The following is a 25,193-nucleotide window of genomic DNA, read 5'->3' on the forward strand; positions in this document are numbered from 1 at the left end:
AAAATCATGGACCAAAAAAGACTCACCCATCTGCGTCAGTTAGAGGCGGAAAGCATTCATATCATCCGCGAAGTCGCGGCGGAGTTCAGCAATCCGGTAATGATGTACTCCATCGGCAAAGATTCGTCGGTGATGCTGCATCTGGCGCGTAAAGCCTTCTACCCCGGCACGCTGCCGTTTCCGCTGCTGCACGTCGACACCGGCTGGAAGTTCCGCGAGATGTACGCGTTCCGCGATCGCACCGTGAAAGAGATGGGCGCCGAGCTGCTGGTTCATCGCAATCCAGAAGGCGTGGCGATGGGCATCAACCCGTTTGTGCACGGCAGCGCCAAGCACACCGATATCATGAAAACCGAAGGGCTGAAGCAGGCGCTGAACAAATATGGCTTTGACGCCGCGTTCGGCGGCGCGCGCCGCGACGAAGAGAAGTCGCGCGCCAAAGAGCGCATCTACTCCTTCCGTGACCGTTTCCATCGCTGGGACCCGAAAAACCAGCGTCCTGAGCTGTGGCACAACTACAACGGCCAGATCAACAAAGGCGAAAGCATCCGCGTCTTCCCGCTGTCGAACTGGACCGAACTCGATATCTGGCAGTACATCTTCCTGGAAAATATCGACATCGTGCCGCTCTACCTCGCCGCGCCGCGTCCGGTGCTGGAGCGTGACGGCATGCTGATGATGGTGGATGACGATCGTATCGATCTGCAGCCTGGCGAAGTGATCAAGCAGCGTATGGTGCGTTTCCGCACCCTGGGCTGCTGGCCGCTCACCGGCGCGGTGGAGTCTGAAGCGCAGACGCTGCCGGAAATTATCGAAGAGATGCTGGTCTCTACCACCAGCGAACGGCAGGGCCGCGTGATTGACCGCGATCAGTCCGGTTCGATGGAACTGAAAAAACGTCAGGGTTATTTCTAAGGAGACGCAGATGAATACCGTTATTGCACAACAGATTGCCGATCAGGGCGGCGTGGAAGCCTGGCTGACCGCGCAACAGCATAAAAGTCTGCTGCGTTTTCTCACCTGCGGCAGCGTCGACGACGGCAAAAGCACGCTGATTGGCCGCCTGCTGCACGACACCCGTCAGATTTATGAAGATCAGCTCTCGTCGCTGCACAACGACAGCAAGCGTCACGGCACCCAGGGCGAAAAGCTCGACCTGGCGCTGCTGGTGGACGGCCTGCAGGCGGAGCGCGAGCAGGGCATCACCATCGACGTGGCCTATCGCTACTTTTCTACCGAGAAGCGTAAATTCATTATCGCCGACACGCCGGGACACGAGCAGTACACCCGCAATATGGCGACCGGCGCCTCGACCTGCGATCTGGCGATCCTGCTGATCGACGCGCGTAAAGGGGTGCTGGATCAGACGCGTCGCCACAGCTTTATCTCGACGCTGCTGGGCATTAAGCATCTGGTGGTGGCGATCAACAAAATGGACCTGGTGGAGTACCGCCAGGAGACCTTTGAACAGATCAAACAGGATTACCTCGACTTCGCGGCGCAGCTGCCGGAAGACCTGGATATTCGCTTTGTGCCGATGTCGGCGCTGGAAGGCGACAACGTCGCGACGCCGAGCCAGACCATGCCGTGGTACAGCGGCCCGACGCTGCTCGACGTGCTGGAAACCGTTGAGGTGAAGCGCGTGGTGGATGCGCAGCCGATGCGCTTCCCGGTGCAGTACGTTAACCGCCCGAACCTGGACTTCCGCGGCTATGCGGGCACGCTCGCCTCTGGCGTGGTAAAGGTGGGGCAGCGCGTGAAGGTACTGCCATCAGGCGTCGAGTCCAGCGTCGCGCGCATCGTCACCTTTGACGGTGACCTGCAGGAAGCGGGCGCGGGCGAAGCCATTACCCTGGTGCTGAACGACGAGATTGACATCAGCCGCGGCGATCTGCTGGTCGACAGCGCTGCCGAGCTGGACGCGGTGCAGGCCGCTACCGTTGACGTGGTGTGGATGGCGGAGCAGCCGCTGCAGCCGGGCCAGAGCTACGACATTAAAATCGCCGGCAAGAAGGCGCGCGGCCGCGTGGCGAAAGTGATCCACCAGGTTGAGATCAACACGCTGGAGAAGCGCGCCGCCGAGACGCTGCCGCTCAACGGCATCGGGCTGGTGGAGGTGACCTTCGACGAACCTATGGTGCTGGATCCCTATCAGCAGAACCCGGTAACCGGCGGGATGATCTTTATCGATCGCCTGAGCAACGTCACCGTCGGCGCCGGCATGATCCATCAGCCGCTGAGCGGCGCGGCGCAGCAGACGGGCCAGTTCAGCGATTTCGAACTGGAGCTGAACGCGCTGATCCGCCGTCACTTCCCGCACTGGAACGCGCGCGATTTGCTGGGCGGTGAGTAATGGCGCAGCACGATGACAACGTGGTGTGGCACGACCATCCGGTGACGCGCGACGCGCGTGAACAGCAGCACGGCCATCAGGGCGCGGTGCTGTGGTTTACCGGGTTATCGGGCTCCGGCAAATCCACGGTCGCCGGCGCGCTGGAGCAGGCGCTGCACCAGCTTGGCGTCAGCACCTATCTGCTCGACGGCGACAACGTGCGGCACGGCCTCTGCCGCGACCTGGGCTTTAGCGACGCGGACAGGAAAGAGAATATCCGCCGCGTCGGCGAAGTGGCGAAGCTAATGGTGGATGCGGGGCTGGTGGTGCTGACCGCCTTTATCTCGCCGCACCGCGCCGAACGTCAGATGGTGCGCGATATGCTGCCGGAGGCGCGCTTTATCGAGGTATTCGTCGATACGCCGCTGGCGGTGTGCGAAGCGCGCGATCCCAAAGGCCTGTATAAAAAGGCGCGCGCGGGCGAGCTGCGCAACTTTACCGGCATCGACAGCGTCTACGAGGCGCCGGAGCAGCCGGAAATACGCTTAGCGGGCGAACAATTGGTTACAAAACTGACCGGCCAATTGTTAGACCTGCTGCGTCGCCGCGATATCATCGGATCCTGAACAGACAAGCGGCAAATCGAGGTTGGTTTGCCGCCTCAGCGTCAACAGGATCTCTATGCAGAACGTTACCCCTATGCTGGCCCGCAAAGATGACACCACCCCGGACGAGCCGCGCTCGTCGCTGCCGGGCGGCATCGTCGGCTTTCTCTCTTACTGGTGTGCGCTGGCGATCCCCTTCCTGTTGTACGGCTCCAACACGCTTTTCTTCTTCCTCTATACCTGGCCCTTTTTCCTGGCGCTGCTGCCGGTGTCGGTGCTGATCGGCATCATGCTCAGCATGGCGCTGCGCGGCAATCTGCTCTGGACCACGCCCGCCACCGCCCTTGTCGTCATCTCGCTTTTCTGGCTGCTCTTCTCATTTTTATCCGGCTGGTGACGCGCCCGGATGTGCAAACGCGTCGGCAGGTTACAAAAATTTTCCTGTCCGCCTTGGCGCCATCCTAATCAGAATTTGCGCAGACGGCCGCGAAAGCGCGCCATTTTCTCCGCTGGAGTGGAGTCCTGCATAAAGTTATGGGATGATTGAGCCGTTTTTCAGGGGGCGGGGATGGGAAAACTGACGTTACTGCTACTGGTGCTGCTTGGCTGGCTGCAATATTCGCTATGGCTGGGCAAAAACGGTATTCACGACTATACGCGCGTCAATGAAGACGTTGCGGTGCAACAGGCGAATAACGCCAAACTTAAAGCGCGTAACGATCAGCTGTTTGCCGAAATTGACGATCTCAATGGCGGCTCGGAAGCGATCGAAGAACGCGCGCGCAATGAACTGGGTATGATCAAGCCCGGTGAAACCTTCTATCGTCTGGTGCCGGATCAGAACAAACGCAACGCGCAGGCTGCGCAAAACCAACAACGATAACTCATGAACATGCACACTCTCCCTGCGGAGGTGATCGCCGTTGTGCCGGCTGCCGGTATCGGCAGCCGCATGCAGGCGACCTGTCCTAAGCAGTATCTGACCATCGGTCAGCAGACGCTTCTGGAACACAGCATTGCACGTCTGTTTTCCCATCCCGCGATTAAACAGGTCATCGTCGCCCTTAGCCCGCACGACACGCAGTTCGCGTCGCTGCCGCTGGCGCGCGATCCGCGCGTCATCAGCGTGACCGGCGGCGAGACGCGCGCGGAGTCGGTGCTGGCGGGACTGCGCGCCGCGCAGGGCGCGAGCTGGGTGCTGGTGCATGACGCCGCGCGTCCCTGCCTGCACGCCGACGATCTTGCGCGCCTGCTGCAGGTGCGGGAAACCAGCCATGTCGGCGCGATTCTGGCGGCGCCGGTGCGCGACACCATGAAGCGCGGCGAGCCGGGCGTCGCCGCCGTTGCCCATACCGTCGAGCGCGACGATCTCTGGCACGCGCTGACGCCGCAGTTTTTCCCCCATCAGCTGCTGACCGCCTGCCTGACGCGCGCGCTGGCGGAAGGGGCGACCATTACCGACGAAGCCTCTGCGCTGGAATACTGCGGCTATCATCCGCTGCTGGTCAGCGGGCGCAGCGATAACATCAAAGTCACCCGGCCGGAAGATCTGGCGCTGGCGGCATTTTATTTAACCCAGATTCAGTTAAAGGAGAGCGCATGATGCGTATCGGTCACGGTTTTGACGTTCACGCTTTTGGCGGCGAAGGTCCGCTGGTGATTGGCGGCGTGCGGATCCCGTTTGAGCACGGGTTTATCGCCCATTCCGACGGCGACGTGGCGCTGCATGCGCTGACCGACGCGCTGCTGGGCGCGGTGGCGATGGGCGATATCGGCAAGCTGTTCCCTGATACCGATCCCGCCTTCAAAGGCGCGGACAGCCGCGGCCTGCTGCGCGAAGCCTGGCGGCGCATCGCGGCGAAGGGCTACCGCATCGGCAACGTCGACGTCACGATCATCGCCCAGGCGCCGAAGATGCTGCCGCACGTGCCGCAGATGCGCGTCAATATCGCCGAAGATCTCGGCTGCCATATGGATCAGGTCAACGTGAAAGCGACCACCACCGAAAAGCTGGGCTTTACCGGACGCGGCGAAGGCATCGCCTGCGAAGCGGTGGCGCTGCTGCTGAAGGCGGACGCGGCATGATGCTGGAGAACCAGGCTTTTCTGCACGGCAAACCGACCGCGCGCGGCGCCATCAAAGCCAACCCGGAAGATTTCGTGGTGGTGGAAGATCTCGGTTACGGCGCCGACGGCGAGGGCGAGCATCTGCTGGTGCGCATCCGTAAAACCGGTGCCAATACTCGCTTCGTAGCAGAGGCGCTGGCGAAATTCCTCGGCGTGCATCAGCGCGATATGAGCTACGCCGGCATGAAAGACCGTCATGCGGTGACCGAGCAGACGCTCTGCTTCCGTATGCCGGGTAACGCGATGCCCGACCTGAGCGCTTTTGCGCTGGAAGGTGTCGAGATCCTCGAAGCGGTGCGGCATAAGCGCAAGCTGCGCATCGGCGCGCTGGCGGGCAACGCCTTTCGCCTCGTGGTGCGTCATATCAGCGATCGCGACGCGGTGGAGTCGCGCCTGGCGTTAATCCGCGACGCCGGCGCGCCCAACTATTTCGGCACGCAGCGCTTCGGGCGCGGCGGCAATAACCTGACCATGGCGCAGCAGTGGGCGCGCGGCGAAATCAGCCTGCGCGATCGCAACAAGCGCAGCCTGATCCTCTCGGCGGCGCGCAGCGCGCTGTTCAACCAGGTCACCAGTGCGCGCCTGCAGCAGCAGGGCTCGCTGACGCAGGTGATGGCGGGCGACGCGCTGCAGCTAGCCGGTCGCGGCAGCTGGTTTGTTGCTCAGGCGGATGAGCTTGAGGCGCTACAGGCGCGCGTCGACGGTCATGAACTGCGCATTACCGCGCCGCTGCCCGGACGCGGCGAACCCGGCCCGCAGACAGAGGCGCTCGCCTTTGAGCAGCAATCTCTGGCGGGCGCAGCAGAATTGGTTACACTGCTTGAGCGAGAGCGTGTGGATGCGGCGCGGCGCGCCATGCTGGTGGTGCCGCGCGATCTGCGCTGGAGCTGGTGGGACGACGTCACGCTGGAGATGCAGTTTTGGTTACCGGCAGGCAGCTTCGCCACCAGCGTGATTCGGGAACTTCTGCAACAGGAAGGTGACGATGCGGATATTGCTGAGTAATGATGACGGGATCTATGCGCCGGGCATTCAGACGCTGGCGAAAGCGCTGCGTCGTATCGCTGAGGTGCAGGTGGTCGCGCCCGATCGCAATCGCAGCGGCGCCTCTAACTCGCTGACGCTGGAGACGCCGCTTCGCACCTTTACTCATGAAAATGGCGATATCGCCGTGCAGATGGGCACGCCAACCGACTGCGTCTACCTCGGCGTTAACGCGCTGATGCAGCCGCGCCCCGACATTGTGGTCTCCGGCATCAACGCCGGCCCCAATCTGGGGGACGACGTGATCTACTCCGGCACGGTGGCCGCAGCGATGGAAGGGCGTCACCTCGGCCTGCCCGCGCTGGCGGTGTCGCTCAACGGCCAGCAGCACTACGAAACGGCGGCGGCGGTTACCTGCGCGCTGCTACAGGCGCTGACGCGCGAGCCGCTGCGCACCGGACGCATTCTCAATATCAACGTGCCGGATCTGCCGCTGGAAGAGATCAAAGGCATCCGCGTGACGCGCTGCGGCAGCCGTCATCCCGCCGATCAGGTGATTGCCCAGCAGGATCCGCGCGGCAATACCCTTTACTGGATTGGTCCGCCAGGCGAAAAATTCGACGCCGGTCCCGATACCGACTTCGCCGCTGTGGATCAGGGCTACGTCTCCGTGACCGCTTTGCACGTCGACCTGACCGCCCACGGCGCGCAGGATGTGCTGATCGACTGGCTGGCGAAGTCGGAGGTCAATCTCGTATGGTGAACCGGCGTATCGAAGCGCTGCTGGAGCAGCTGCGCCAGCAGGGCATCCACGATGAGATCCTGTTAAAGGCCATTGCGGAGGTGCCGCGCGAGCGTTTTATCGACGAAGCCTTCGAGCATAAAGCCTGGGACAACGTGGCGCTGCCTATCGGTTCCGGCCAGACCATTTCCCAGCCCTATATGGTGGCGCGCATGACCGCGCTGCTGGCGCTGCAACCCCATTCGCGCGTGCTGGAGATTGGCACCGGTTCCGGCTATCAGACCGCTATTCTGGCGCACCTGGTGGACCATGTTTACTCGGTCGAACGCATCAAGGGTCTGCAGTGGCAGGCGAAACGCCGTCTTAAACAGCTCGATCTGCATAATGTGTCGACGCGCCACGGCGACGGCTGGCAGGGCTGGCCCGCGCGCGGTCCCTTCGACGCTATCATTGTCACCGCCGCCCCGCCGGAAATTCCGACTGCGCTGATTGCGCAGCTCGATGAAGGCGGCATTATGGTGCTGCCGGTGGGAGAGGATCAGCAGGTGCTGAAGCGCCTGCGCCGTCAGGGTGGCGACATTGTGGAAGAAACTATTGAGCCGGTGCGCTTTGTGCCGCTGGTTCAGGGCGACCTGGCCTGAGATTTACCCTACGTATTTCTTCACAACTGTTTCATAGCACCATCCTTTTGATCTTGTTACTATCCATTTTCATGCGTCTTACGCAGGTTTTATTACGCCTCACAGAGCGTTGTGCTGGTGTGTAAGCAAAACAGCATTATTCAGGTTTGCCATCACGGGGGAACAATGAGCACGGGAAGCCCAATATTTCAGTTACGCCGCCTGGCGGCGCTTTCTCTGGTTGGATTTTGGCTGGCAGGCTGTAGTTCAGGCGACAACACACAAGCACCCATTAGCCAGGTTGGAGATAACGGCGGCAGCGGCGGCATGCTAAGCGCATCTGGCGGCGTTCCTTCTACACCACGTCAAAACGGAATGGTTAACAATACTGTACCTTCGGCGCCGAGCGGCAGCGCAATGGTAAGCGGCAATGATAATGTGCAGACGCAAAACGGCCGTATTGTGTACAATCGCAGTTATCAGAATATTCCGAAAGGTAGCTACGCCGGCGAGACTTATACCGTAAAACGCGGCGACACCCTGTTCTACATCGCCTGGATTACCGGCAACGATTTCCGCGATCTGGCTCAGCGCAACAACGTCCCGGCCCCGTACGGCCTGAATGTCGGCCAGACGCTGCAGGTTGGCAACGGCTCAGGCCAGCCGATTACCGGCGGCAATGCCATCACCGCAGCGGACGCAACGCAGGGCGGCGTCCCGACCGCGCCGCAAATTAAACCAGCGCCTGTTGCACAGCAACCAGTTATTACGTATTCTGATGATTCGGGTAACTCGTCTGGTAGCAAAATGTTGCCGTCGAGAGGGACAAATGTTGCAACGACAACAGCGCCCCCCGTGGTTGCCGCACCGCCTACGGTCAGCAGTACAACGAACAGTTCGACGCCGGTTGGAAGCTGGCGTTGGCCGACCGATGGGAAGATTATCGATAACTTCTCCGCCTCTGAAGGGGGGAACAAAGGAATCGATATCGCTGGTTCGCGTGGACAACCTGTCGTCGCTACCGCATCAGGAAGGGTAGTGTATGCAGGTAACGCGCTCCGGGGTTACGGCAACCTGATCATCATTAAGCACAATGATGATTATCTGAGTGCCTACGCCCACAACGATACAATGCTGGTCCGGGAACAACAGGAAGTTAAGGCGGGGCAAAAGATCGCTACCATGGGTAGCACCGGAACCAGTTCAGTTAGATTACATTTTGAAATTCGTTACAAGGGGAAATCCGTAAACCCGTTGCGTTATTTGCCGCAGCGATAAACCGGCAGACCCCTGCTGTTCTGCCCTGGGATCACGGGTAGGAGCCGCTTATGAGCCAGAATACGCTGAAAGTAAACGAGTTACATGAAGATGCGGAATTCGAGGAGAACGGAGCTGAGGTTTTTGATGAGAAGGCTCTTGTTGAAAACGAACCCAGTGATAACGACGTAGCGGAAGAAGAGTTGTTGTCACAGGGTGCGACGCAGCGCGTTTTGGATGCGACGCAGCTCTATCTCGGGGAGATTGGCTATTCCCCGCTGTTAACGGCAGAGGAAGAAGTGTTCTTCGCTCGCCGTGCATTACGAGGCGATATCCCTTCTCGTCGCCGCATGATTGAAAGTAACTTACGACTGGTGGTGAAGATTGCCCGCCGTTACAGCAATCGTGGTCTTGCACTGCTTGACCTGATTGAAGAGGGTAATCTCGGCTTGATCCGCGCCGTGGAGAAATTTGACCCAGAACGTGGGTTCCGTTTCTCAACGTACGCCACCTGGTGGATTCGTCAGACGATTGAACGGGCGATCATGAATCAAACCCGTACCATCCGCCTGCCGATTCACATTGTTAAAGAGCTGAACGTTTATCTGCGCACCGCGCGTGAGCTCTCCCACAAGCTCGATCATGAGCCAAGTGCGGAAGAGATTGCGGAGCAGCTGGATAAACCCGTTGACGATGTCAGCCGTATGCTGCGTCTCAACGAGCGCATCACCTCGGTTGATACGCCGCTGGGCGGTGATTCCGAAAAAGCGCTGCTGGATATTCTGGCCGACGAGAAAGACAACGGTCCGGAAGATACCACGCAGGATGACGATATGAAGCAGAGTATCGTTAAGTGGCTGTTCGAACTGAACGCCAAGCAGCGCGAAGTGCTGGCGCGTCGTTTCGGCCTGTTAGGCTATGAAGCGGCAACGCTTGAGGATGTGGGCCGCGAAATCGGTCTGACCCGCGAGCGTGTACGTCAGATTCAGGTTGAAGGCCTGCGTCGTCTGCGTGAAATTCTGCAGGCGCAGGGTCTCAACATTGAAGCACTGTTTCGTGAGTAATTAACAAGGTTGTAAGTACGAAAAAGCGGTGGCTGATGCCACCGCTTTTTTTTTGTTGCGACAGCGGCGGCAGGGCCGGAAAGGCCTGCCGCCAGGGTGCGTTACACCAGCGACTTCAGCCGGTAGATCCACTCTAGCGCCTGACGCGGCGTCAGGGTGTCGGGATCCAGCGCTTCAAGCGCCTCCACGGCTGGCGAGGTTTCCTCCACCAGCAGCGGCAGCTGCGAGCCGTCAATGGTCGAGGTGGCGGAGCTATTCGACAGCGTCTCCAGCTCTTTAAGCTTGTTGCGCGCGCGCTTGATCACCTCTTTCGGCACGCCCGCCAGCGCCGCGACCGCCAGGCCATAGCTTTTGCTGGCGGCGCCTTCCTGCACGCTGTGCATAAAGGCGATGGTGTCACCATGCTCCACGGCGTCGAGATGGACGTTAAAGACGCCTTCCATTTTTTCCGGCAGCGTCGTCAGCTCAAAGTAGTGGGTGGCGAACAGCGTCATCGCCTTGATACGGTTGGCCAGGCTCTCTGCGCAGGCCCACGCCAGCGACAGGCCGTCATAGGTTGAGGTGCCGCGTCCAATTTCATCCATCAGCACCAGGCTATGCTCGGTGGCGTTGTGCAGAATATTGGCGGTTTCCGTCATCTCTACCATAAAGGTCGAGCGGCCTGACGCCAGATCGTCCGCCGCGCCGATACGGGTAAAAATGCGATCCAGCGGGCCGGTTATCGTCTCTTCCGCCGGCACAAAGCTGCCGATCCAGGTCATCAGCGCAATCAGCGCCGCCTGACGCATATAGGTGCTCTTACCGCCCATATTGGGACCGGTGATGATCAGCATGCGGCGCTGCGGCGCCAGCGACAGCGGGTTGGCGATAAACGGCTCTTTCAGCACCTGCTCCACCACCGGGTGACGGCCGCCGGTGATTTTGATGCCGGGTTTCTCCTGCAGCGTCGGGCGGCAGTAGTTCAACGTCCAGGCGCGTTCCGCCAGGTTGCTCAACACGTCCAGCTCGGCGAGCGCGGCGGCGCTAAGCTGCAGCGCCTCCAGGTGTGGCAGCAGCTGATCGAACAGCGCCTCATAAAGCCCTTTCTCCAGCGCCAGCGCCTTGCCTTTCGAGGTCAGCACCTTATCCTCGTACTCTTTGAGTTCGGGAATAATGTAGCGCTCGGCGTTTTTCAGCGTCTGGCGGCGCACGTAGTGAATCGGCACATGGTCGCTCTGACCGCGGCTGACCTGAATGTAGTAACCGTGCACGGCGTTAAAGCCAACCCGGAGCGTATCGAGGCCGAGCTTTTCGCGTTCGCGGATCTCCAGCCGGTCGAGATAGTCGCTGGCGCCGTCCGCCAGCGCGCGCCACTCGTCAAGCTCCGCGTTAAAGCCCGGCGCGATAACGCCGCCGTCACGGATCAGCACCGGCGGCGTCTCGATAATCGCCGCCTCGAGCAGTTCGCGCAGTTCGGTGAACTCGCCCATGCGCTCGCGCAGCGCGATCAGTGCCGTGGACCTGACGTCGGCCAGCAAGGCGTTCAGCTCCGGCAGCTGCTGAAAAGCGTGGCGCATCCGAGCCAGATCGCGCGGACGTGCCGTGCGCAGTGCCAGACGCGCCAGAATACGCTCCAGATCGCCCACCTGACGCAGCACCGGCTGCAGCGTATCGCTGAGCGGCTGAAGTTCGGCGATGGCCTCCTGGCGCTGGTTAATCACCTGCGCGTCGCGCAGCGGCATATGCAGCCAGCGCTTCAGCATGCGGCTGCCCATCGGCGTCACGGTGCGATCCAGCACCGCCGCCAGCGTGTTCTCCGTGCCGCCGGCGAGGTTCTGGGTGATCTCCAGATTACGACGGGTGGCGGCATCCATAATGATGCTGTCCTGCTGACGATCCATGCTGAGCGAGCGGATATGCGGCAGGCTGGTGCGCTGGGTGTCTTTGACATACTGCAGCAGACAGCCCGCCGCGCGCAGCGCCTGATGCGCCTGCTCAACGCCGAATCCGTTGAGATCGCGCGTGCCGAACTGCAGGTTCAGCTGCTGGCGCGCGGTTTCGATCTCAAACTCCCACAGCGGACGACGGCGCAGGCCGCGACGCTGTTCAATCAGCGACATCGCCTGCAAATCTTCCGGATAGAGTAGTTCAGCCGGGTTAGTGCGCTGCAGTTCGGCGGCCATGGTTTCGGCGTCCGCCGGCTCGCTCAGGCGAAAACGGCCGGAGCTGATATCGAGCGTGGCGTAGCCGAACCCCTGCGGGCTCTGCACGATAGCGGCCAGCAGGTTATCGTGACGCTCCTGCAGCAGCGCTTCGTCGCTGATGGTGCCCGGCGTGACGATGCGCACCACTTTGCGTTCCACCGGCCCTTTGCTCAGCGCCGGATCGCCGATCTGTTCGCAGATTGCCACCGACTCGCCCAACTGCACCAGTTTCGCCAGATAGCTCTCAACCGCATGATAGGGGACGCCCGCCATCGGAATTGGTTCTCCCGCCGACGCGCCGCGTTTGGTGAGAGAGATTTCCAGCAGCTGCGAGGCGCGTTTCGCGTCGTCATAGAACAGCTCGTAAAAATCGCCCATGCGGTAAAACAGCAGGATGTCAGGGTGTTCCGCCTTCAGGCGCAGATATTGCTGCATCATGGGCGTATGAGCGGTGATGTCCTTATCGACTGATTTGTTCATAAATAGTTAGCTCTTAAATCATTCGGTTATGGGGCAAGCCTTGCATCGGACTGCGCGTTCTGGCGGTTTAAAACAGGCAAACTCATGCTGAAAGCGAGCATGCCTGGGATAAGGCGGCTCAGGCTGTGAGATAAACAGCGTCTGGCGGCCATTATGAAAAGTTGCCTCCTGAACATCAAGGCTGCCGCCTGGCTGAGCCGTCCGAATCCGATCACGTCCGCCATCGGCGACGGGCGAAAACGTGTGATATCGGGCGTGACGTTAGCAGGCCACGGCATAAAAGCCTAACGGAATCCGGTCTGAACGCCAGGCAGTGCGAGGCGCAACGCAAAACGCGGCTGGTCGGGGCGTTACTTCAGGTCGCAGAGCAGCAGCGCTTCGCCCGCCAGCGCGAGGCAGGGTCCGAAAGGCAAGGGCAGATGCAGCGCGCGCTTGCATAACAGGCGCGCCAGCAGCGCGGCGAGCAAACCGGCGCTGGCAGCGATCAGCAGCAGCAGCGGGAGCCGCTGCCAGCCCAGCCAGCCGCCGAGCGCCGCCAGCAGTTTGGCGTCGCCGCCGCCCAGCCCGTTGCGATGGCGACAGCAACGCCAGGTCCAGGCCAGCAGACGGAACAGCAGATAACCGCTGGCCGCGCCGAGAATCGCCTCTGCCGGGCGGCTCTGCGGCAGAAGATCCAGCGCATGAAACAGCAGGCCAAGCCAGAGCAGCGGCAGGGTCAGCGCATCCGGCAGCAGCTGACTACGCAGATCGATCAGTGACAGCGCCAGCAGAAAACCGCTCATCACCAGCGCCGCCGGCAGCGCGCCGCGCCACGGCAGCCAAAGGGCAAGCAGCAGGCTTATCAATAGAGCGGCCAGTTCGGTGGCGGGATAACGCCATGAAACGGGCCGACGGCAGTCGCGGCAGCGGCCGCACAGCCTCAGCCAGCTAAGCAGGGGAATCGCGTCGGCGGCACGCACGGGCGTTTTACAGCGCGGGCAATGAGAGCGAAGCCGCAGCAGCGAGAAACCCGGCTGCGGCCGCAGCAGCATGCGCGGCAGGCGGTAGACAACGACATTGATAAAGCTGCCGACGCAGAGCGCCAGCACGCTCAGCAGCAGCCAGCAAAGCAGATTATCGCGCATCGGTTCGCTCCCTCTTATTATGTGCCGGGCCAGCTCGGCCTGCGTAAACGGCACGGTCTGAAGGAACTTTATCGCTGCTGTTCCCGTGATCCAGATGCACTTTCTGTTTTCGTGCAATGTTGTGCAAGACACCGCAGCTTGCCTGTCAAAACGCACGGCTTTTTACAAACATTTACCGGACAGCCTCTCAGCTATTTCGCGGCGCTATTTTTGCGTTTCGCCCTGTCCATTCCGGGAGTGAGTGTTTACCATAAATCGTTACCTTCACTGCATGCTTATGGATATCAAATGCGTTTTAAGATCACCTTACTTCCGCTTATCGCCCTACTTGCCGCCTGCAGCAGTAAACCTGAATCCGCGCCGCAGGCCGCTACCCTGGCCGCGCCGAAAGGGGGCTTTCTGCTTGAACAGTCCCATGCCGTGCAGCCCGTGCTCGGCGATTTTGCCGGCAACCCGGCCGCCGAGCAGTTTATCGACCAGATGGTGGAGAAGCATGGCTTCGACCGCCAGCAGCTGCATGCCGTTATCGGTCAGGCGAAACGGCTGGACTACGTGCTGCGCCTGATGGATCGTCAGGCGCCCGCCTACACGCCGCCTGCCGGGCCTAACGGCGCCTGGCTCCGCTATCGCAAGCAGTTCATTACGCCGGACAACGTGCAAAACGGCGTCGCCTTCTGGAACCAGTATCAGGATGCGTTAGCGCGCGCGCAGCAGGTCTACGGCGTGCCGCCGGAAATCATCGTCGGCATTATCGGCGTAGAGACGCGCTGGGGCCGCGTCATGGGGAAAACGCGCATCCTTGATGCGCTTGCCACGCTGTCGTTTAACTATCCGCGTCGCGCCAGCTACTTCAGCAGCGAGCTGGAAACCTTCCTGCTGATGGCACGCAATGAACAGGACGATCCGCTGGATCTGAAGGGATCCTTTGCCGGCGCGATGGGCTACGGCCAGTTTATGCCTTCCTCTTATCAGCAGTATGCGGTCGATTTCAACGGCGACGGCCATGTCAATCTGTGGGATCCGGTGGACGCCATCGGCAGCGTTGCGCACTACTTCAAAGAGCACGGCTGGCGTAGTGGAGAGGGCGTTGCCGTTCCCGCCAGCGGCCAGGCGCCGCTGCTGGAAAACGGTTTCAAAACCAGCTATACGCCGCAGATGCTGGCCGCCTCCGGCCTCTCGCCGCAGGGCTCGCTGGACGGCAATAATCAGGTCAGCCTGCTGCGTCTGGATATGGGCACCAGCTATCAATACTGGTACGGGCTGCCTAACTTCTACGTCATCACCCGCTACAACCACAGCACGCACTATGCGATGGCGGTGTGGCAACTGGGCGAGGCGGTGAGCAAGGCGCGCAGCGGCGCGATGTTCTGACGGTTGCCCTTATCAATAGTGCGGGTATATGATGGCGCCCCTCTGGCGTCATCATATCTGTTGTTTCAGGAGCTTTTATGCAATCACTTCCCGCATGTCCCCTTTGTCAGGCTGATTACAGCTGGCAGGATGGCGACAATCTTAACTGTCCCGCCTGCGGTCATATCTGGTCGCTGAGCGAGAGCGAAAACGCGACGGATCGGCTGGTGGTGCGCGACGCCAACGGCAATCTGCTGGAAGATGGCGATACGGTGACCGTGATTAAGGATCTCAAGGTGAAGGGCAGTTCCTCCTCCCTTAAGATCGGCACGCGCGTGAAAGGGATCCGCCTGGTGGAAGGGGATCACAATATCGACTGCAAAATTGACGGCTTCGGCCCAATGAAGCTGAAGTCGGAGTTCGTTAAGCGCGGATAACCCGCAGGCGGCTTGCTACTCAAACAGCTGGTCAAGCGCCTGGCACTGTTCAGCATTGAGCGCGCCGCCAACGTTACGCGACCGGCTGCTCATCGAGTCGAAACGACGCGACACCGCGGTTTTAATGGTGGTGACGAAATCCTCCCCGATGGCGTAAATCGCCATCATCCTGCCGATGCGCTGCTGAATGCGCGCCAGCGCCGCCAGATCCTGCTCGCGCCACGCCTGCATCGCCGCCGCGAACAGCTCTGGTACAATATTGTTCAGCCCTGAAATCACGCCCGCGCCGCCCGCCAGCAGGTTTGGCACCAGATATTCGTCATAGCCGGAAAGCACGGCAAAATCATCGCGTACCTTTTTGGTCTCTTCGATCAGCGCGCGATTGTGCGACAAACAATCCACCGTATCTTTAATGCCGATAAAACCAGGGAGTTCGGCCGCCAGCTCGCTGACCAGCGCTGGGGTTAAATCGCAGCCGGTGCGCGCCGGGAAGTTGTAGGCGAACCACTTGCCGCCGATCTGCTTATCCAGCTCGCGAAAGTAGCTGAGCAGCTGGCGCGGCGTCTGGCCGTAGTAATAGGGCGGCAGCACCATCACCGCGTCAAAGCCGCTGTGCCAGGCTGCCTCGGCCAGCGCCAGCATGTCCGGCACGCAGGTGCTGGATATATTGGCGACCATACTCAGCGGCGAAAGCTGGCGCGACTCGCGAATAAGCAGCAGTCGCTCCTGCTGCGTCAGCGAGGCAAATTCGCCAATGCTGCCCATCAGCAGTAAGGTATCAATGCCTGACGCGTTTAATCGGGCGAAGTGGCGACCCAGCGCGTCGATGTCTGGCTGCCCTTGTTGCGTAAAAGGCGTAACGGACGGGCACCACACGCCGGAAAATGCGGGTTGCGAAATCATAAACGCTCCTGATCCTGGAAAATGAAACACCGTTTTAACCTAATGCGCAGCGCGACCGCATGCCACCAGAGCGTGCGGAATTGAGCAGCGCATCGCATTTTTCCCTTCCAGGCAGGCTTTCTGACTTACGCGAGAGGTTAACGATGCAGGACTGGAATCCCCAGCTCTATCGGCAGTTTGAAGCGGAAAGAACCCGGCCCGCGCACGAGCTGCTGACGCGCATACCCGTTACGGACGTGCGTTTCGCCACGGATCTCGGCTGCGGTCCCGGCAACAGCACTGAACTGCTGGCGCACGCCTGGCCCGCCGCGCACATCGTCGGGCTGGACAGCTCTGAGGCGATGCTGGCGCAGGCGCGGGAACGGCTGCCGCGCTGCGCTTTCCTTCACGAGGATATTCGCCGCTGGCGCGCCGCCGAGCCGCAGCAGGTGATTTACGCCAACGCTTCGCTGCAGTGGCTGGATAGGCATGACACACTGCTGCCGCATCTGGCGAGCCAGCTCGACAGCGGCGGCGCGCTGGCGATACAGATGCCGGACAACCTGCAGGAGCCTTCGCATCGCCTGATGCGCGACATTGCGGCGTGCGATCCCTGGCGGCAGCGCACTAGCGACGTCGAGCGTAACAAGCTGCTGAGCGGCGAGCACTATTACGACCTGCTGTCGCAGGCGGGCTGCGAGGTGGATATCTGGCGCACCACCTATTATCACGTTATGGCTGACGCGCAGGCGATTGTCGACTGGCTAAAAGCGACCGGGCTGCGGCCGTTTCTCAACGCGCTTGAGCCCGACGAGCAGCCGCGCTTTCTTGAACAGTATCTTCAGGCACTGCAGCAGGCCTATCCGCTGCGCGCCGACGGTCGCGTTTTGCTGGCGTTCCCGCGTCTTTTTATCGTTGCAGTAAAAAAGCGCTGACGATCCTGCGAGAGGGCGCGCAAAGAGGGCAGGCTGATGCAGAGAGTGGGTTGAAAATGTCTCGTCTCTGCACCATGTTCTTATCTCTGAGCAGAAAGGAAATGATGCCATGAACGATCAGGAACTACAGCGTTTAAGCGCGGCCATCGGCGAACGTCTGAAGGAGAAAGGTGCCACGGTGAGCTGCGCCGAATCCTGTACGGGCGGCTGGATCGCCAAGGTATTTACCGATATTAGCGGCAGCTCCGCCTGGTTTGAGCGCGGCTTTGTGACCTACAGCAATAGCGCCAAGCAGGAGCTGGTGGGGGTCTCAGCGGCTTCGCTTGCGCAGTATGGCGCGGTGAGCGAGGCTGTAGTGCGTGAGATGGCGCAGGGCGCTCAGCAGGCCGCTCAGGCGGACTATGCGGTGTCGGTCAGCGGCATCGCCGGACCGGACGGCGGCAGCGCGGAAAAACCAGTCGGCACCGTGTGGTTTGGCTTCGCGGCGCCAGAGGGCGTGGTCATTGCGAAACACCAACAATTTCAAGGGGATCGCGAAGCGGTTCGCCGCCAGTCCGTGGCCTTCGCACTGCAGACGTTACAGCGCGATTTTTTGGCAAATTAAGCTTGATACTGTATGACTATACAGTATAATTAGCAGCAACAGAAAGCGAGCAGGCATTTGTAGCGTGCTTACCCCCGTATGAGTCAGGAGTAGAAATGGCAATTGACGAGAACAAACAGAAGGCTTTAGCTGCTGCGCTGGGCCAGATTGAAAAGCAATTCGGTAAAGGCTCCATCATGCGTCTGGGTGAAGACCGCTCAATGGACGTGGAAACCATTTCTACCGGTTCGCTTTCACTGGATATCGCGCTGGGCGCCGGCGGTTTGCCGATGGGCCGTATCGTCGAAATTTATGGTCCGGAATCATCCGGTAAAACCACGCTGACGCTGCAGGTTATCGCCGCGGCGCAGCGCAAAGGCAAAACCTGCGCCTTTATCGATGCTGAACACGCGCTGGATCCGGTTTACGCCAAAAAGCTTGGCGTCGACATCGACAACCTGCTTTGTTCGCAGCCGGACACCGGTGAGCAGGCGCTGGAAATCTGTGACGCGCTGGCGCGTTCAGGCGCAGTGGACGTTATTATCGTCGACTCCGTCGCGGCGCTGACGCCGAAAGCAGAAATCGAAGGCGAAATCGGTGACTCTCACATGGGCCTCGCGGCGCGTATGATGAGCCAGGCGATGCGTAAGCTGGCAGGTAACCTGAAGCAGTCCAACACGCTGCTGATCTTTATCAACCAGATCCGTATGAAAATCGGCGTGATGTTCGGTAACCCGGAAACCACCACCGGTGGTAACGCGCTGAAGTTCTACGCCTCTGTCCGTCTTGATATTCGTCGTATCGGCGCAATCAAAGAGGGCGACGAAGTCGTCGGCAGCGAGACCCGCGTAAAAGTGGTGAAAAACAAAATCGCTGCGCCGTTTAAGCAGGCGGAGTTCCAGATCATGTACGGCGAAGGCATCAACACCTTTGGCGAACTGGTCGACCTGGGCGTCAAGTACAAGCTGGTGGAAAAAGCGGGCGCCTGGTACAGCTACAACGGCGATAAGATCGGTCAGGGTAAAGCGAACGCCACCAATTTCCTGAAGGAAAACCCGGCGATCGCCAACGAACTGGACGTGAAGCTGCGTGACATGCTGCTGAACAGCGCCAACGCCGAAGCGGGCGCCGCAGAAGCGCCAGCTGGCGCGCTGGAAAATGCAGCCAGCGAAAGCAACGAAGATTTCTAATCTTCTGACGGGAGTGGGCAACCACTCCCGTTTTTCGTTTTAATTTCCCCTTTCTTTCCTCCTCTCCGTTCTGCCGCCATAATTCCCTTCTGTCTGAACAAGGTAAGGCCTATGTCTGAACAACCTCAACCCAAGGAAATCGCCTTTCCGCGCCTGCTCGACCGCGCCATGCGTATTTTGACGCAGCGCGATCACAGCGAAGCGGAGCTGCGCAGAAAGCTACAGCAGTCGGTGCAGCGCACAGCCTTTATCCAGCAGAGCGAGCCGGAAATCATTACCGAAGCGCAGTTAGATAAAGTCGTCGGCTGGTGCCATGAGAACGGCTGGCTCAATGACGCCCGCTTTACCGAGCGTTTTATTCAGAGTCGCAGCCGTAAAGGATATGGCCCGCAGCGTATTCGGCTGGAGCTGGGGCAGAAAGGCATCGCGCGTCCCGATATCGACATCGCGATGGAAGCCTGTGAGATCGACTGGAGCGCCTGCGCCGCCCAGCTGGCGGAGCGCAAATTTGGCCTGCCGTTGCCGACAGAGTGGAAGGCCAAAGCGAAAGTTCAGCGTTATTTGCAGGCAAAAGGCTTTTTCATGGAGGATATTCAGGCCGTTTTCAGAAATTTTGACGACTGAAAGCCGCGCGGGGTTTTACTTCCCAGTGAAGAAAATTTATCTTATTCCCACTTTTTTGTTCCACTGAACAGAAAGCTGCGCGGATGCGGCTTGTCTGACAGGACGGAACTTTCGTTAGCGTGATTCCAGGATATATATGAGCAAGAGCACTGCTGAGATCCGTCAAGCGTTTCTCGACTTTTTCCATAGCAAGGGACACCAGGTTGTAGCCAGCAGCTCCCTCGTACCGAATAACGACCCGACGCTGCTGTTCACCAACGCCGGCATGGTCCAGTTCAAGGATGTCTTCCTCGGCCAGGACAAGCGCGACTATTCGCGTGCGACCACCTCGCAGCGCTGCGTGCGCGCCGGCGGTAAGCACAACGATCTGGAAAACGTCGGCTATACCGCGCGTCACCACACTTTCTTTGAAATGCTGGGCAACTTCAGCTTTGGCGACTACTTCAAGAAAGAGGCGATTGCTTATGCCTGGGAACTGCTGACGGGAGAAACCTGGTTCGCGCTGCCGAAAGAGCGCCTGTGGGTGACCGTCTATGAGACCGATGACGAAGCCTACGACATCTGGGCCAACGATATCGGCGTACCGCGCGAACGTATTATTCGTATCGGCGACAACAAAGGCAGCGCTTACGCCTCCGACAACTTCTGGCAGATGGGCGATACCGGTCCTTGCGGCCCCTGCAGCGAAATTTTCTACGATCATGGCGATCATATCTGGGGTGGACCGCCGGGCAGCGCGGAAGAAGACGGCGATCGCTATATCGAGATCTGGAATATCGTCTTTATGCAGTTCAACCGTCAGCCGGACGGCACCATGTTGCCGCTGCCGAAGCCGTCGGTGGACACCGGCATGGGGCTGGAGCGTATCTCCGCCGTGCTGCAGCACGTCAACTCCAACTATGAAATCGACCTGTTCGACAAGCTAATCAAAGCGGTCGCCGAGGTAACCGGCGCGACCGATCTCAGCAATAAATCGCTGCGCGTTATCGCCGACCATATTCGCTCCTGCGCCTTCCTGATTGCCGACGGCGTAATCCCGTCGAATGAAAACCGCGGCTACGTGCTGCGTCGTATCATTCGTCGCGCGGTGCGTCACGGCAATATGCTGGGCGCGAAAGAGGCGTTCTTCTTTAAGCTGGTCGCCCCGCTGGTTGAAGTGATGGGCGCCGCGGGCGACGATCTGAAGCGTCAGCAGAGCCAGGTGGAAACGGTCCTCAAGACGGAAGAAGAGCAGTTCGCGAAAACCCTGGAGCGCGGTCTGGCGCTGCTGGACGACGAGCTGGCGAAGCTGCAGGGCGATACGCTGGACGGCGAAACCGTCTTCCGTCTCTATGACACCTTTGGCTTCCCGGTCGACCTGACGGCCGACGTCTGCCGCGAGCGCAACCTGAAAATTGACGAAGCTGGCTTTGAAAAAGCGATGGAGCAGCAGCGTCAGCGCGCGCGCGAAGCGAGCGGTTTCGGCGCCGACTACAGCAATGTTATCAGCATCGACGCGGCGTCCTCCTTTAAGGGCTATGACCAGCTCGATCTGACGGCCACCGTGAAGGCGATCTACGTCGACGGCGCGGCGGTAGAAGAAGCGGCAGCGGGTCAGGAAGCGGTCGTGGTGCTGGACGAAACGCCGTTCTATGGTGAATCTGGCGGCCAGGTGGGCGATACCGGCCTGCTGACAGGGAAGAATGCTGAATTTAACGTTCACGATACACAAAAATATGGTCAGGCCATCGGCCATATCGGTAAGCTGACGGCGGGTCATTTGCGTATCGGCGATCGCGTCGAGGCAAAAGTTGATGAAGCGCGCCGCGCGCGCATTCGTCTGAACCACTCGGCAACGCATTTGCTGCATGCGGCGCTGCGCCAGGTGCTCGGCGATCATGTCGCGCAGAAAGGCTCGCTGGTTAACGATAAATATCTGCGTTTCGACTTCTCGCACTTCGAAGCGATGAAGCCGCAGGAGCTGCATCAGGTAGAAGAGATCGTCAACGCGCAGATCCGTCGCAACCTGCCGGTTGAGACTGACGTGATGGACATCGACGCGGCCAAAGGCAAGGGCGCAATGGCGCTGTTCGGCGAGAAATACGATCAGCGTGTGCGCGTGCTGACCATGGGCGACTTCTCCATTGAGCTGTGCGGCGGCACGCACGCCGCGCGTACCGGCGATATCGGCCTGTTCCGCATTCTCTCTGAATCAGGAACGGCCGCAGGTGTGCGTCGTATTGAAGCCGTCACCGGCGAGGGCGCGCTGGCGCAGGTTTATGCGCAAAGCAGCCAGCTGCAGGATATTGCGCAGCTGGTAAAAGCCAACAGCAGCAACCTCAATGACAAAGTGCGCGGACTGGTCGATCACGTTCGTGCGCTGGAGAAAGAGCTGCAGCAGCTGCGCGATCAGCAGGCCGCGCAGGAGAGCGCTTCACTGAGCAGCAGCGCCATCGACATCAACGGCGCGAAGCTGCTGGTCAGCGAACTGAGCAACGTAGAGCCGAAAATGTTGCGCACCATGGTTGACGATCTGAAAAATCAGCTGGGGTCGGCGGTGATTGTGCTGGCGACCGTGGCGGAAGGGAAAGTGTCGCTGATTGCTGGCGTAACCAAAGATCTGACTGACCGCGTCAAAGCGGGCGAGTTAGTGGGCGAGCTGGCGCAGCAGGTTGGCGGCAAAGGCGGCGGGCGTCCCGATATGGCGCAGGCAGGCGGCACCGATGCACAGGCGCTGAAAGGCGCGCTGGCGGGCGTCGAAAGCTGGGTCACCAGCCGCCTGTAATGAAATAGAACAATGCATCGTGAAAAGCGCCAGGGACTAAGGTTCCGGCGCTTTTTAATACGATGTGCATCAAGTCATGACAAAGTCAGGTCGACGTAGTGTATTTCGGCTAAACTAACTATCAGCAGAATGTATTGGCGTAGCGACGTACATTGGTGTATTTGTCATAGTCAATGTTCAGCGTTAAATGATGGATAATGCCGGGAGCCCGAACAGGCCCGACTCTTTTAATCTTTCAAGGAGCAAAGAATGCTTATTCTAACTCGTCGAGTTGGTGAAACCCTCATGATTGGCGATGAGGTGACTGTAACGGTGCTGGGAGTGAAAGGTAACCAGGTTCGTATCGGTGTGAACGCGCCGAAAGAGGTCTCAGTGCACCGCGAAGAGATTTATCAGCGCATTCAGGCCGAAAAAACTCAGCAAACGAGTTACTAACGGATTCAGCGCCTCGCACGCTTTTGCGAGGCGCGACCGCTTTTCTGCACCTCTTCTTTTTTCTTCCTGCGCTTCTCCTGGTTTCATCTTTTCTCCCTTAACGGCTTTTACTGTTGATAATTCACTCTTTTTGTCGGCAAATTGCGCCAATTGAGCGTCATTTGTGCAAACGATCGGAAGCCGGGAAAAATTGTTTGACTTATAAGTGCGGGAAAGTAATATGTGCGCCACGCAGTGCCGATGAGCGGAAACAAAGTTCAGCGGTACAGTTCGGAAGAACGCGTAAGGTGAGGTGGCCGAGAGGCTGAAGGCGCTCCCCTGCTAAGGGAGTATGCGGTCAAAAGCTGCATCCGGGGTTCGAATCCCCGCCTCACCGCCATTTTCCGATGCATCCGTAGCTCAGCTGGATAGAGTACTCGGCTACGAACCGAGCGGTCGGAGGTTCGAATCCTCCCGGATGCACCATCTTTAGAAGATGCGGAAAAAAAGTAAAAGTTAGTGAAAGAGTCGTCCCTTTCCTGGTGAGTTGTTAGCACCCTGCGTTGTACAAGAATTATCATTGCATCCGTAGCTCAGCTGGATAGAGTACTCGGCTACGAACCGAGCGGTCGGAGGTTCGAATCCTCCCGGATGCACCATATTCCTGTCACTTCCTGGTTGTCTGATTTAATCCCTGTAAAACGATTTCCCGATGCATCCGTAGCTCAGCTGGATAGAGTACTCGGCTACGAACCGAGCGGTCGGAGGTTCGAATCCTCCCGGATGCACCATATCTCTGGATATGGAAAGCGTGCCCCGAACTGATATGGCATGACGTATCGCCAGACAGTACGAGGGAGGAAAACGTTGCGTGAGCAACGGCCCGCAGGGCGAGGCGAAAGCCGAGTTATCCTCCCGGATGCACCCTCTCTTTTCACTTAATTGCTTTACCCTTGCAACACGATTTCCCGATGCATCCGTAGCTCAGCTGGATAGAGTACTCGGCTACGAACCGAGCGGTCGGAGGTTCGAATCCTCCCGGATGCACCATCTCTCAAGACAGGAAAGCGTGCCCCGCACTGACACGGTAAGCTGTACCGCCAGGCAGTACGAGGGAGGAGAACGTTGCATTTGCAACGGCCCGCAGGGCGAGGCGATAGCCGAGTCATCCTCCCGGATGCACCATCTTCTCTTCGCGTTATCCTTCAGAATTAATCTTCCTGCTACCTCAGGCTCTCAGCGACTCTCTCGACCACACTTGCGTCACAACACACTCTGTTTTAACCCGCTTTAATCTCCTTTTACGCTTACCAATCGCACCCGTCATAAAACCCAAACCCCCTGAAATTTCCGGCAATTACGCCCGGCACCGCGCTATCACCTTTTTCTGAAAAGAAAAATTGCTAATGCTTTCAAAGCATTTGCTGTTCATGCCACCTGGCGACAACCTGTGCACATTACGCTAAAGTAATGGCTCATTTGCTGGAGGTCCGGAGTGACGATGTACGATCAATATGACGCACTGATTTTCGATATGGACGGCACGATTCTGGATACCGAGCCGACACATCGAAAAGCGTGGCATCAGGTACTGGGACGATATGGACTGACGTTAGACGAATCGCAAATGGTCGGATTCAATGGCGCGCCCAGCTGGCGACTCGCGCAGTTTATTATTGAATCTAATCACTCTTCTCACGATCCGCATCGGCTGGCCGCTGAGAAAACCGCGGCGGTCAAAGCCATGCTGCTGGAAAACGTCCAGCCGCTTCCGCTGCTTGAGGTCGCGAAAGCGTACCACGGCCGACGTCCGATGGCGGTCGGCACCGGCAGCGAACACAGTATGGCGGATGCGCTGCTGACCCAGCTGGGCGTGCGCGACCTCTTTACCGCCGTCGTGGGCGCTGACGACGTAGAGCGGCATAAGCCTGAGCCTGACACCTTTTTACGCTGCGCCGCGCTGATGGGTGTCGATCCCGCGCGCTGCGTGGTGTTCGAAGACGCCGATTTCGGCGTGCAGGCGGCGAAAGCGGCCGGTATGGACGTGGTCGATGTCCGCCTGCTGTGAGTGACGCGCTGGCGCTGGCTTCCTTGTTCGGCAGCAGCTTTCTCAGCGCAACGCTGTTGCCGGGAAGTTCTGAGGCGCTGCTGATTGCATTACTGGTCGCCAAAAAGGCGTCCGTTTATGGGTTGATTGTCGCTGCATCAGTGGGGAATACGCTGGGCGGCATAACCAATATTTTTCTTGGTCGCTTACTGCCGTTGAAACAGCAGGGGCGATGGCATGACACAGCAATAACGTGGTTGCACCGACTGGGACCTGCAGCGCTGTTGCTGAGCTGGCTGCCGATTATCGGCGACCTGCTCTGCGTGCTGGCAGGCTGGTTGCGCTTTGCCTGGCCTCCGGTCCTGCTGTTTCTCGCCGTCGGGAAAACACTACGTTATATCGTTATTGCGACCGCCACCTTACAGGGCATGCAATGGTGGCATTGATTCG

The 25,193-nt window shown here is 59.3% G+C and carries 25 protein-coding genes and 5 tRNA genes; 27 read left to right on the forward strand and 3 right to left on the reverse strand.

The annotated features are described in order from the left end of the window. The first annotated feature begins 6 nt into the window (after window positions 1-6). From cysD to rpoS, 12 genes are all read left to right on the forward strand, one after another. Window positions 7-915 (forward strand): sulfate adenylyltransferase subunit CysD, encoded by a 909-nt coding sequence (cysD, locus tag B2J69_RS17700; protein WP_081140948.1) that lies wholly within the window; start codon window positions 7-9, stop codon window positions 913-915. Between the two features lie 10 nt (window positions 916-925). Further along, the gene (cysN, locus tag B2J69_RS17705; protein ID WP_081140949.1) at window positions 926-2,353 is read left to right on the forward strand and encodes a sulfate adenylyltransferase subunit CysN; all 1,428 of its coding nucleotides are present in this window, start codon (window positions 926-928) and stop codon (window positions 2,351-2,353) included. Continuing rightward, complete coding sequence (gene cysC, locus B2J69_RS17710) at window positions 2,353-2,958, forward strand: adenylyl-sulfate kinase (RefSeq protein ID WP_081140950.1); 606 nt, start codon at window positions 2,353-2,355, stop codon at window positions 2,956-2,958. Before cysN ends, cysC begins: the two co-directional genes overlap by 1 nt. A gap of 55 nt (window positions 2,959-3,013) precedes the next feature. Beyond that, on the forward strand, window positions 3,014-3,334 hold the full coding sequence (locus B2J69_RS17715; RefSeq protein WP_081140951.1) for a DUF3561 family protein: 321 nt from the start codon (window positions 3,014-3,016) through the stop codon (window positions 3,332-3,334). Between the two features lie 171 nt (window positions 3,335-3,505). After that, complete coding sequence (ftsB, locus tag B2J69_RS17720) at window positions 3,506-3,820, forward strand: cell division protein FtsB (protein ID WP_081140952.1); 315 nt, start codon at window positions 3,506-3,508, stop codon at window positions 3,818-3,820. A 3-nt stretch (window positions 3,821-3,823) separates the two neighbouring features. After that, window positions 3,824-4,540 (forward strand): 2-C-methyl-D-erythritol 4-phosphate cytidylyltransferase, encoded by a 717-nt coding sequence (ispD, locus tag B2J69_RS17725; protein WP_081140953.1) that lies wholly within the window; start codon window positions 3,824-3,826, stop codon window positions 4,538-4,540. Next, window positions 4,540-5,022, forward strand: a complete 483-nt coding sequence (gene ispF / locus B2J69_RS17730; protein ID WP_081140999.1) for a 2-C-methyl-D-erythritol 2,4-cyclodiphosphate synthase — start codon at window positions 4,540-4,542, stop codon at window positions 5,020-5,022. The genes ispD and ispF overlap by 1 nt, the downstream gene beginning before the upstream one ends. Next, a complete protein-coding gene (truD, locus tag B2J69_RS17735) occupies window positions 5,022-6,068 on the forward strand; it encodes a tRNA pseudouridine(13) synthase TruD (RefSeq protein WP_407944753.1) in 1,047 nt (348 codons plus the stop codon). Before ispF ends, truD begins: the two co-directional genes overlap by 1 nt. Then, complete coding sequence (surE, locus tag B2J69_RS17740; RefSeq protein ID WP_081140955.1) at window positions 6,049-6,810, forward strand: 5'/3'-nucleotidase SurE; 762 nt, start codon at window positions 6,049-6,051, stop codon at window positions 6,808-6,810. Before truD ends, surE begins: the two co-directional genes overlap by 20 nt. Beyond that, window positions 6,804-7,430, forward strand: a complete 627-nt coding sequence (locus tag B2J69_RS17745) for a protein-L-isoaspartate(D-aspartate) O-methyltransferase (RefSeq protein WP_081140956.1) — start codon at window positions 6,804-6,806, stop codon at window positions 7,428-7,430. The genes surE and B2J69_RS17745 overlap by 7 nt, the downstream gene beginning before the upstream one ends. A 165-nt stretch (window positions 7,431-7,595) precedes the next feature. After that, window positions 7,596-8,687: a murein hydrolase activator NlpD gene (gene nlpD / locus B2J69_RS17750; RefSeq protein ID WP_081140957.1), complete on the forward strand. Its 1,092-nt coding sequence runs from the start codon at window positions 7,596-7,598 to the stop codon at window positions 8,685-8,687. A 50-nt stretch (window positions 8,688-8,737) separates the two neighbouring features. Then, window positions 8,738-9,730 carry an RNA polymerase sigma factor RpoS gene (gene rpoS, locus B2J69_RS17755; RefSeq protein ID WP_048783701.1) on the forward strand — a complete coding sequence of 331 codons (993 nt, stop codon included), beginning with the start codon at window positions 8,738-8,740 and terminating at the stop codon, window positions 9,728-9,730. 101 nt (window positions 9,731-9,831) lie between these two features. On the opposite strand, the gene mutS is transcribed toward rpoS, so the two are convergent. Beyond that, window positions 9,832-12,393 (reverse strand): DNA mismatch repair protein MutS, encoded by a 2,562-nt coding sequence (gene mutS, locus B2J69_RS17760; protein WP_081140958.1) that lies wholly within the window; start codon window positions 12,391-12,393, stop codon window positions 9,832-9,834. Between the two features lie 350 nt (window positions 12,394-12,743). Continuing rightward, window positions 12,744-13,517, reverse strand: a complete 774-nt coding sequence (locus B2J69_RS17770) for a prepilin peptidase (RefSeq protein WP_081140960.1) — start codon at window positions 13,515-13,517, stop codon at window positions 12,744-12,746. Between the two features lie 288 nt (window positions 13,518-13,805). Between B2J69_RS17770 and mltB the strand changes: the two genes are divergently transcribed. Then, complete coding sequence (gene mltB / locus B2J69_RS17775) at window positions 13,806-14,888, forward strand: lytic murein transglycosylase B (RefSeq protein ID WP_081140961.1); 1,083 nt, start codon at window positions 13,806-13,808, stop codon at window positions 14,886-14,888. A gap of 77 nt (window positions 14,889-14,965) precedes the next feature. After that, a complete protein-coding gene (locus B2J69_RS17780) occupies window positions 14,966-15,304 on the forward strand; it encodes a zinc ribbon domain-containing protein YjdM (RefSeq protein ID WP_081140962.1) in 339 nt (112 codons plus the stop codon). A 15-nt stretch (window positions 15,305-15,319) separates the two neighbouring features. On the opposite strand, the gene B2J69_RS17785 is transcribed toward B2J69_RS17780, so the two are convergent. Further along, on the reverse strand, window positions 15,320-16,207 hold the full coding sequence (locus B2J69_RS17785; RefSeq protein ID WP_081140963.1) for a dihydrodipicolinate synthase family protein: 888 nt from the start codon (window positions 16,205-16,207) through the stop codon (window positions 15,320-15,322). Between the two features lie 143 nt (window positions 16,208-16,350). Here B2J69_RS17785 and tam point away from each other — a divergent pair, with 143 nt between their 5' ends. From tam to B2J69_RS17855, 13 genes are all read left to right on the forward strand, one after another. Then, window positions 16,351-17,121, forward strand: coding sequence for a trans-aconitate 2-methyltransferase (gene tam / locus B2J69_RS17790; RefSeq protein ID WP_081140964.1), 771 nt, complete (start codon window positions 16,351-16,353; stop codon window positions 17,119-17,121). Between the two features lie 109 nt (window positions 17,122-17,230). Then, window positions 17,231-17,725 carry a nicotinamide-nucleotide amidase gene (gene pncC / locus B2J69_RS17795; protein ID WP_081140965.1) on the forward strand — a complete coding sequence of 165 codons (495 nt, stop codon included), beginning with the start codon at window positions 17,231-17,233 and terminating at the stop codon, window positions 17,723-17,725. 95 nt (window positions 17,726-17,820) lie between these two features. Continuing rightward, window positions 17,821-18,894, forward strand: coding sequence for a recombinase RecA (gene recA / locus B2J69_RS17800; RefSeq protein WP_081140966.1), 1,074 nt, complete (start codon window positions 17,821-17,823; stop codon window positions 18,892-18,894). Between the two features lie 111 nt (window positions 18,895-19,005). Then, a complete protein-coding gene (locus tag B2J69_RS17805) occupies window positions 19,006-19,518 on the forward strand; it encodes a regulatory protein RecX (protein WP_081140967.1) in 513 nt (170 codons plus the stop codon). A gap of 136 nt (window positions 19,519-19,654) precedes the next feature. After that, entirely contained in the window at window positions 19,655-22,282 is a 2,628-nt protein-coding gene (gene alaS / locus B2J69_RS17810) for an alanine--tRNA ligase (RefSeq protein WP_081140968.1), read from the forward strand. Between the two features lie 249 nt (window positions 22,283-22,531). Beyond that, window positions 22,532-22,717 carry a carbon storage regulator CsrA gene (gene csrA / locus B2J69_RS17815; RefSeq protein ID WP_004155916.1) on the forward strand — a complete coding sequence of 62 codons (186 nt, stop codon included), beginning with the start codon at window positions 22,532-22,534 and terminating at the stop codon, window positions 22,715-22,717. A gap of 286 nt (window positions 22,718-23,003) precedes the next feature. Further along, window positions 23,004-23,096, forward strand: a tRNA-Ser gene (locus B2J69_RS17825). 9 nt (window positions 23,097-23,105) lie between these two features. Further along, window positions 23,106-23,182: transfer RNA gene (locus B2J69_RS17830), tRNA-Arg, on the forward strand. Between the two features lie 96 nt (window positions 23,183-23,278). After that, window positions 23,279-23,355, forward strand: a tRNA-Arg gene (locus B2J69_RS17835). Window positions 23,356-23,410: 55 nt separating this feature from the next. Beyond that, window positions 23,411-23,487: transfer RNA gene (locus B2J69_RS17840), tRNA-Arg, on the forward strand. Window positions 23,488-23,669: 182 nt separating this feature from the next. Then, a tRNA-Arg gene (locus B2J69_RS17845) sits at window positions 23,670-23,746 on the forward strand. A gap of 451 nt (window positions 23,747-24,197) precedes the next feature. Further along, on the forward strand, window positions 24,198-24,764 hold the full coding sequence (gene yqaB, locus B2J69_RS17850; protein ID WP_081140970.1) for a fructose-1-phosphate/6-phosphogluconate phosphatase: 567 nt from the start codon (window positions 24,198-24,200) through the stop codon (window positions 24,762-24,764). Beyond that, window positions 24,761-25,189, forward strand: a complete 429-nt coding sequence (locus tag B2J69_RS17855; protein ID WP_081140971.1) for a YqaA family protein — start codon at window positions 24,761-24,763, stop codon at window positions 25,187-25,189. The genes yqaB and B2J69_RS17855 overlap by 4 nt, the downstream gene beginning before the upstream one ends. The last annotated feature ends 4 nt before the right edge of the window (window positions 25,190-25,193 follow it).

This window comes from Pantoea latae (assembly GCF_002077695.1).
In the GTDB taxonomy this organism is placed as follows: domain Bacteria; phylum Pseudomonadota; class Gammaproteobacteria; order Enterobacterales; family Enterobacteriaceae; genus Pantoea; species Pantoea latae.

Bases quoted from the DNA above. Each gene is read 5' to 3' on its own strand.
- cysD (WP_081140948.1), top strand. From the start codon at position 7: ATGGACCAAAAAAGACTCACCCATCTGCGTCAGTTAGAGGCGGAAAGC.
- cysN (WP_081140949.1), top strand. From the start codon at position 926: ATGAATACCGTTATTGCACAACAGATTGCCGATCAGGGCGGCGTGGAA.
- cysC (WP_081140950.1), top strand. From the start codon at position 2,353: ATGGCGCAGCACGATGACAACGTGGTGTGGCACGACCATCCGGTGACG.
- B2J69_RS17715 (WP_081140951.1), top strand. From the start codon at position 3,014: ATGCAGAACGTTACCCCTATGCTGGCCCGCAAAGATGACACCACCCCG.
- ftsB (WP_081140952.1), top strand. From the start codon at position 3,506: ATGGGAAAACTGACGTTACTGCTACTGGTGCTGCTTGGCTGGCTGCAA.
- ispD (WP_081140953.1), top strand. From the start codon at position 3,824: ATGAACATGCACACTCTCCCTGCGGAGGTGATCGCCGTTGTGCCGGCT.
- ispF (WP_081140999.1), top strand. From the start codon at position 4,540: ATGCGTATCGGTCACGGTTTTGACGTTCACGCTTTTGGCGGCGAAGGT.
- truD (WP_407944753.1), top strand. From the start codon at position 5,022: ATGCTGGAGAACCAGGCTTTTCTGCACGGCAAACCGACCGCGCGCGGC.
- surE (WP_081140955.1), top strand. From the start codon at position 6,049: ATGCGGATATTGCTGAGTAATGATGACGGGATCTATGCGCCGGGCATT.
- B2J69_RS17745 (WP_081140956.1), top strand. From the start codon at position 6,804: ATGGTGAACCGGCGTATCGAAGCGCTGCTGGAGCAGCTGCGCCAGCAG.
- nlpD (WP_081140957.1), top strand. From the start codon at position 7,596: ATGAGCACGGGAAGCCCAATATTTCAGTTACGCCGCCTGGCGGCGCTT.
- rpoS (WP_048783701.1), top strand. From the start codon at position 8,738: ATGAGCCAGAATACGCTGAAAGTAAACGAGTTACATGAAGATGCGGAA.
- mutS (WP_081140958.1), bottom strand. From the start codon at position 12,393: ATGAACAAATCAGTCGATAAGGACATCACCGCTCATACGCCCATGATG.
- B2J69_RS17770 (WP_081140960.1), bottom strand. From the start codon at position 13,517: ATGCGCGATAATCTGCTTTGCTGGCTGCTGCTGAGCGTGCTGGCGCTC.
- mltB (WP_081140961.1), top strand. From the start codon at position 13,806: ATGCGTTTTAAGATCACCTTACTTCCGCTTATCGCCCTACTTGCCGCC.
- B2J69_RS17780 (WP_081140962.1), top strand. From the start codon at position 14,966: ATGCAATCACTTCCCGCATGTCCCCTTTGTCAGGCTGATTACAGCTGG.
- B2J69_RS17785 (WP_081140963.1), bottom strand. From the start codon at position 16,207: ATGATTTCGCAACCCGCATTTTCCGGCGTGTGGTGCCCGTCCGTTACG.
- tam (WP_081140964.1), top strand. From the start codon at position 16,351: ATGCAGGACTGGAATCCCCAGCTCTATCGGCAGTTTGAAGCGGAAAGA.
- pncC (WP_081140965.1), top strand. From the start codon at position 17,231: ATGAACGATCAGGAACTACAGCGTTTAAGCGCGGCCATCGGCGAACGT.
- recA (WP_081140966.1), top strand. From the start codon at position 17,821: ATGGCAATTGACGAGAACAAACAGAAGGCTTTAGCTGCTGCGCTGGGC.
- B2J69_RS17805 (WP_081140967.1), top strand. From the start codon at position 19,006: ATGTCTGAACAACCTCAACCCAAGGAAATCGCCTTTCCGCGCCTGCTC.
- alaS (WP_081140968.1), top strand. From the start codon at position 19,655: ATGAGCAAGAGCACTGCTGAGATCCGTCAAGCGTTTCTCGACTTTTTC.
- csrA (WP_004155916.1), top strand. From the start codon at position 22,532: ATGCTTATTCTAACTCGTCGAGTTGGTGAAACCCTCATGATTGGCGAT.
- yqaB (WP_081140970.1), top strand. From the start codon at position 24,198: ATGTACGATCAATATGACGCACTGATTTTCGATATGGACGGCACGATT.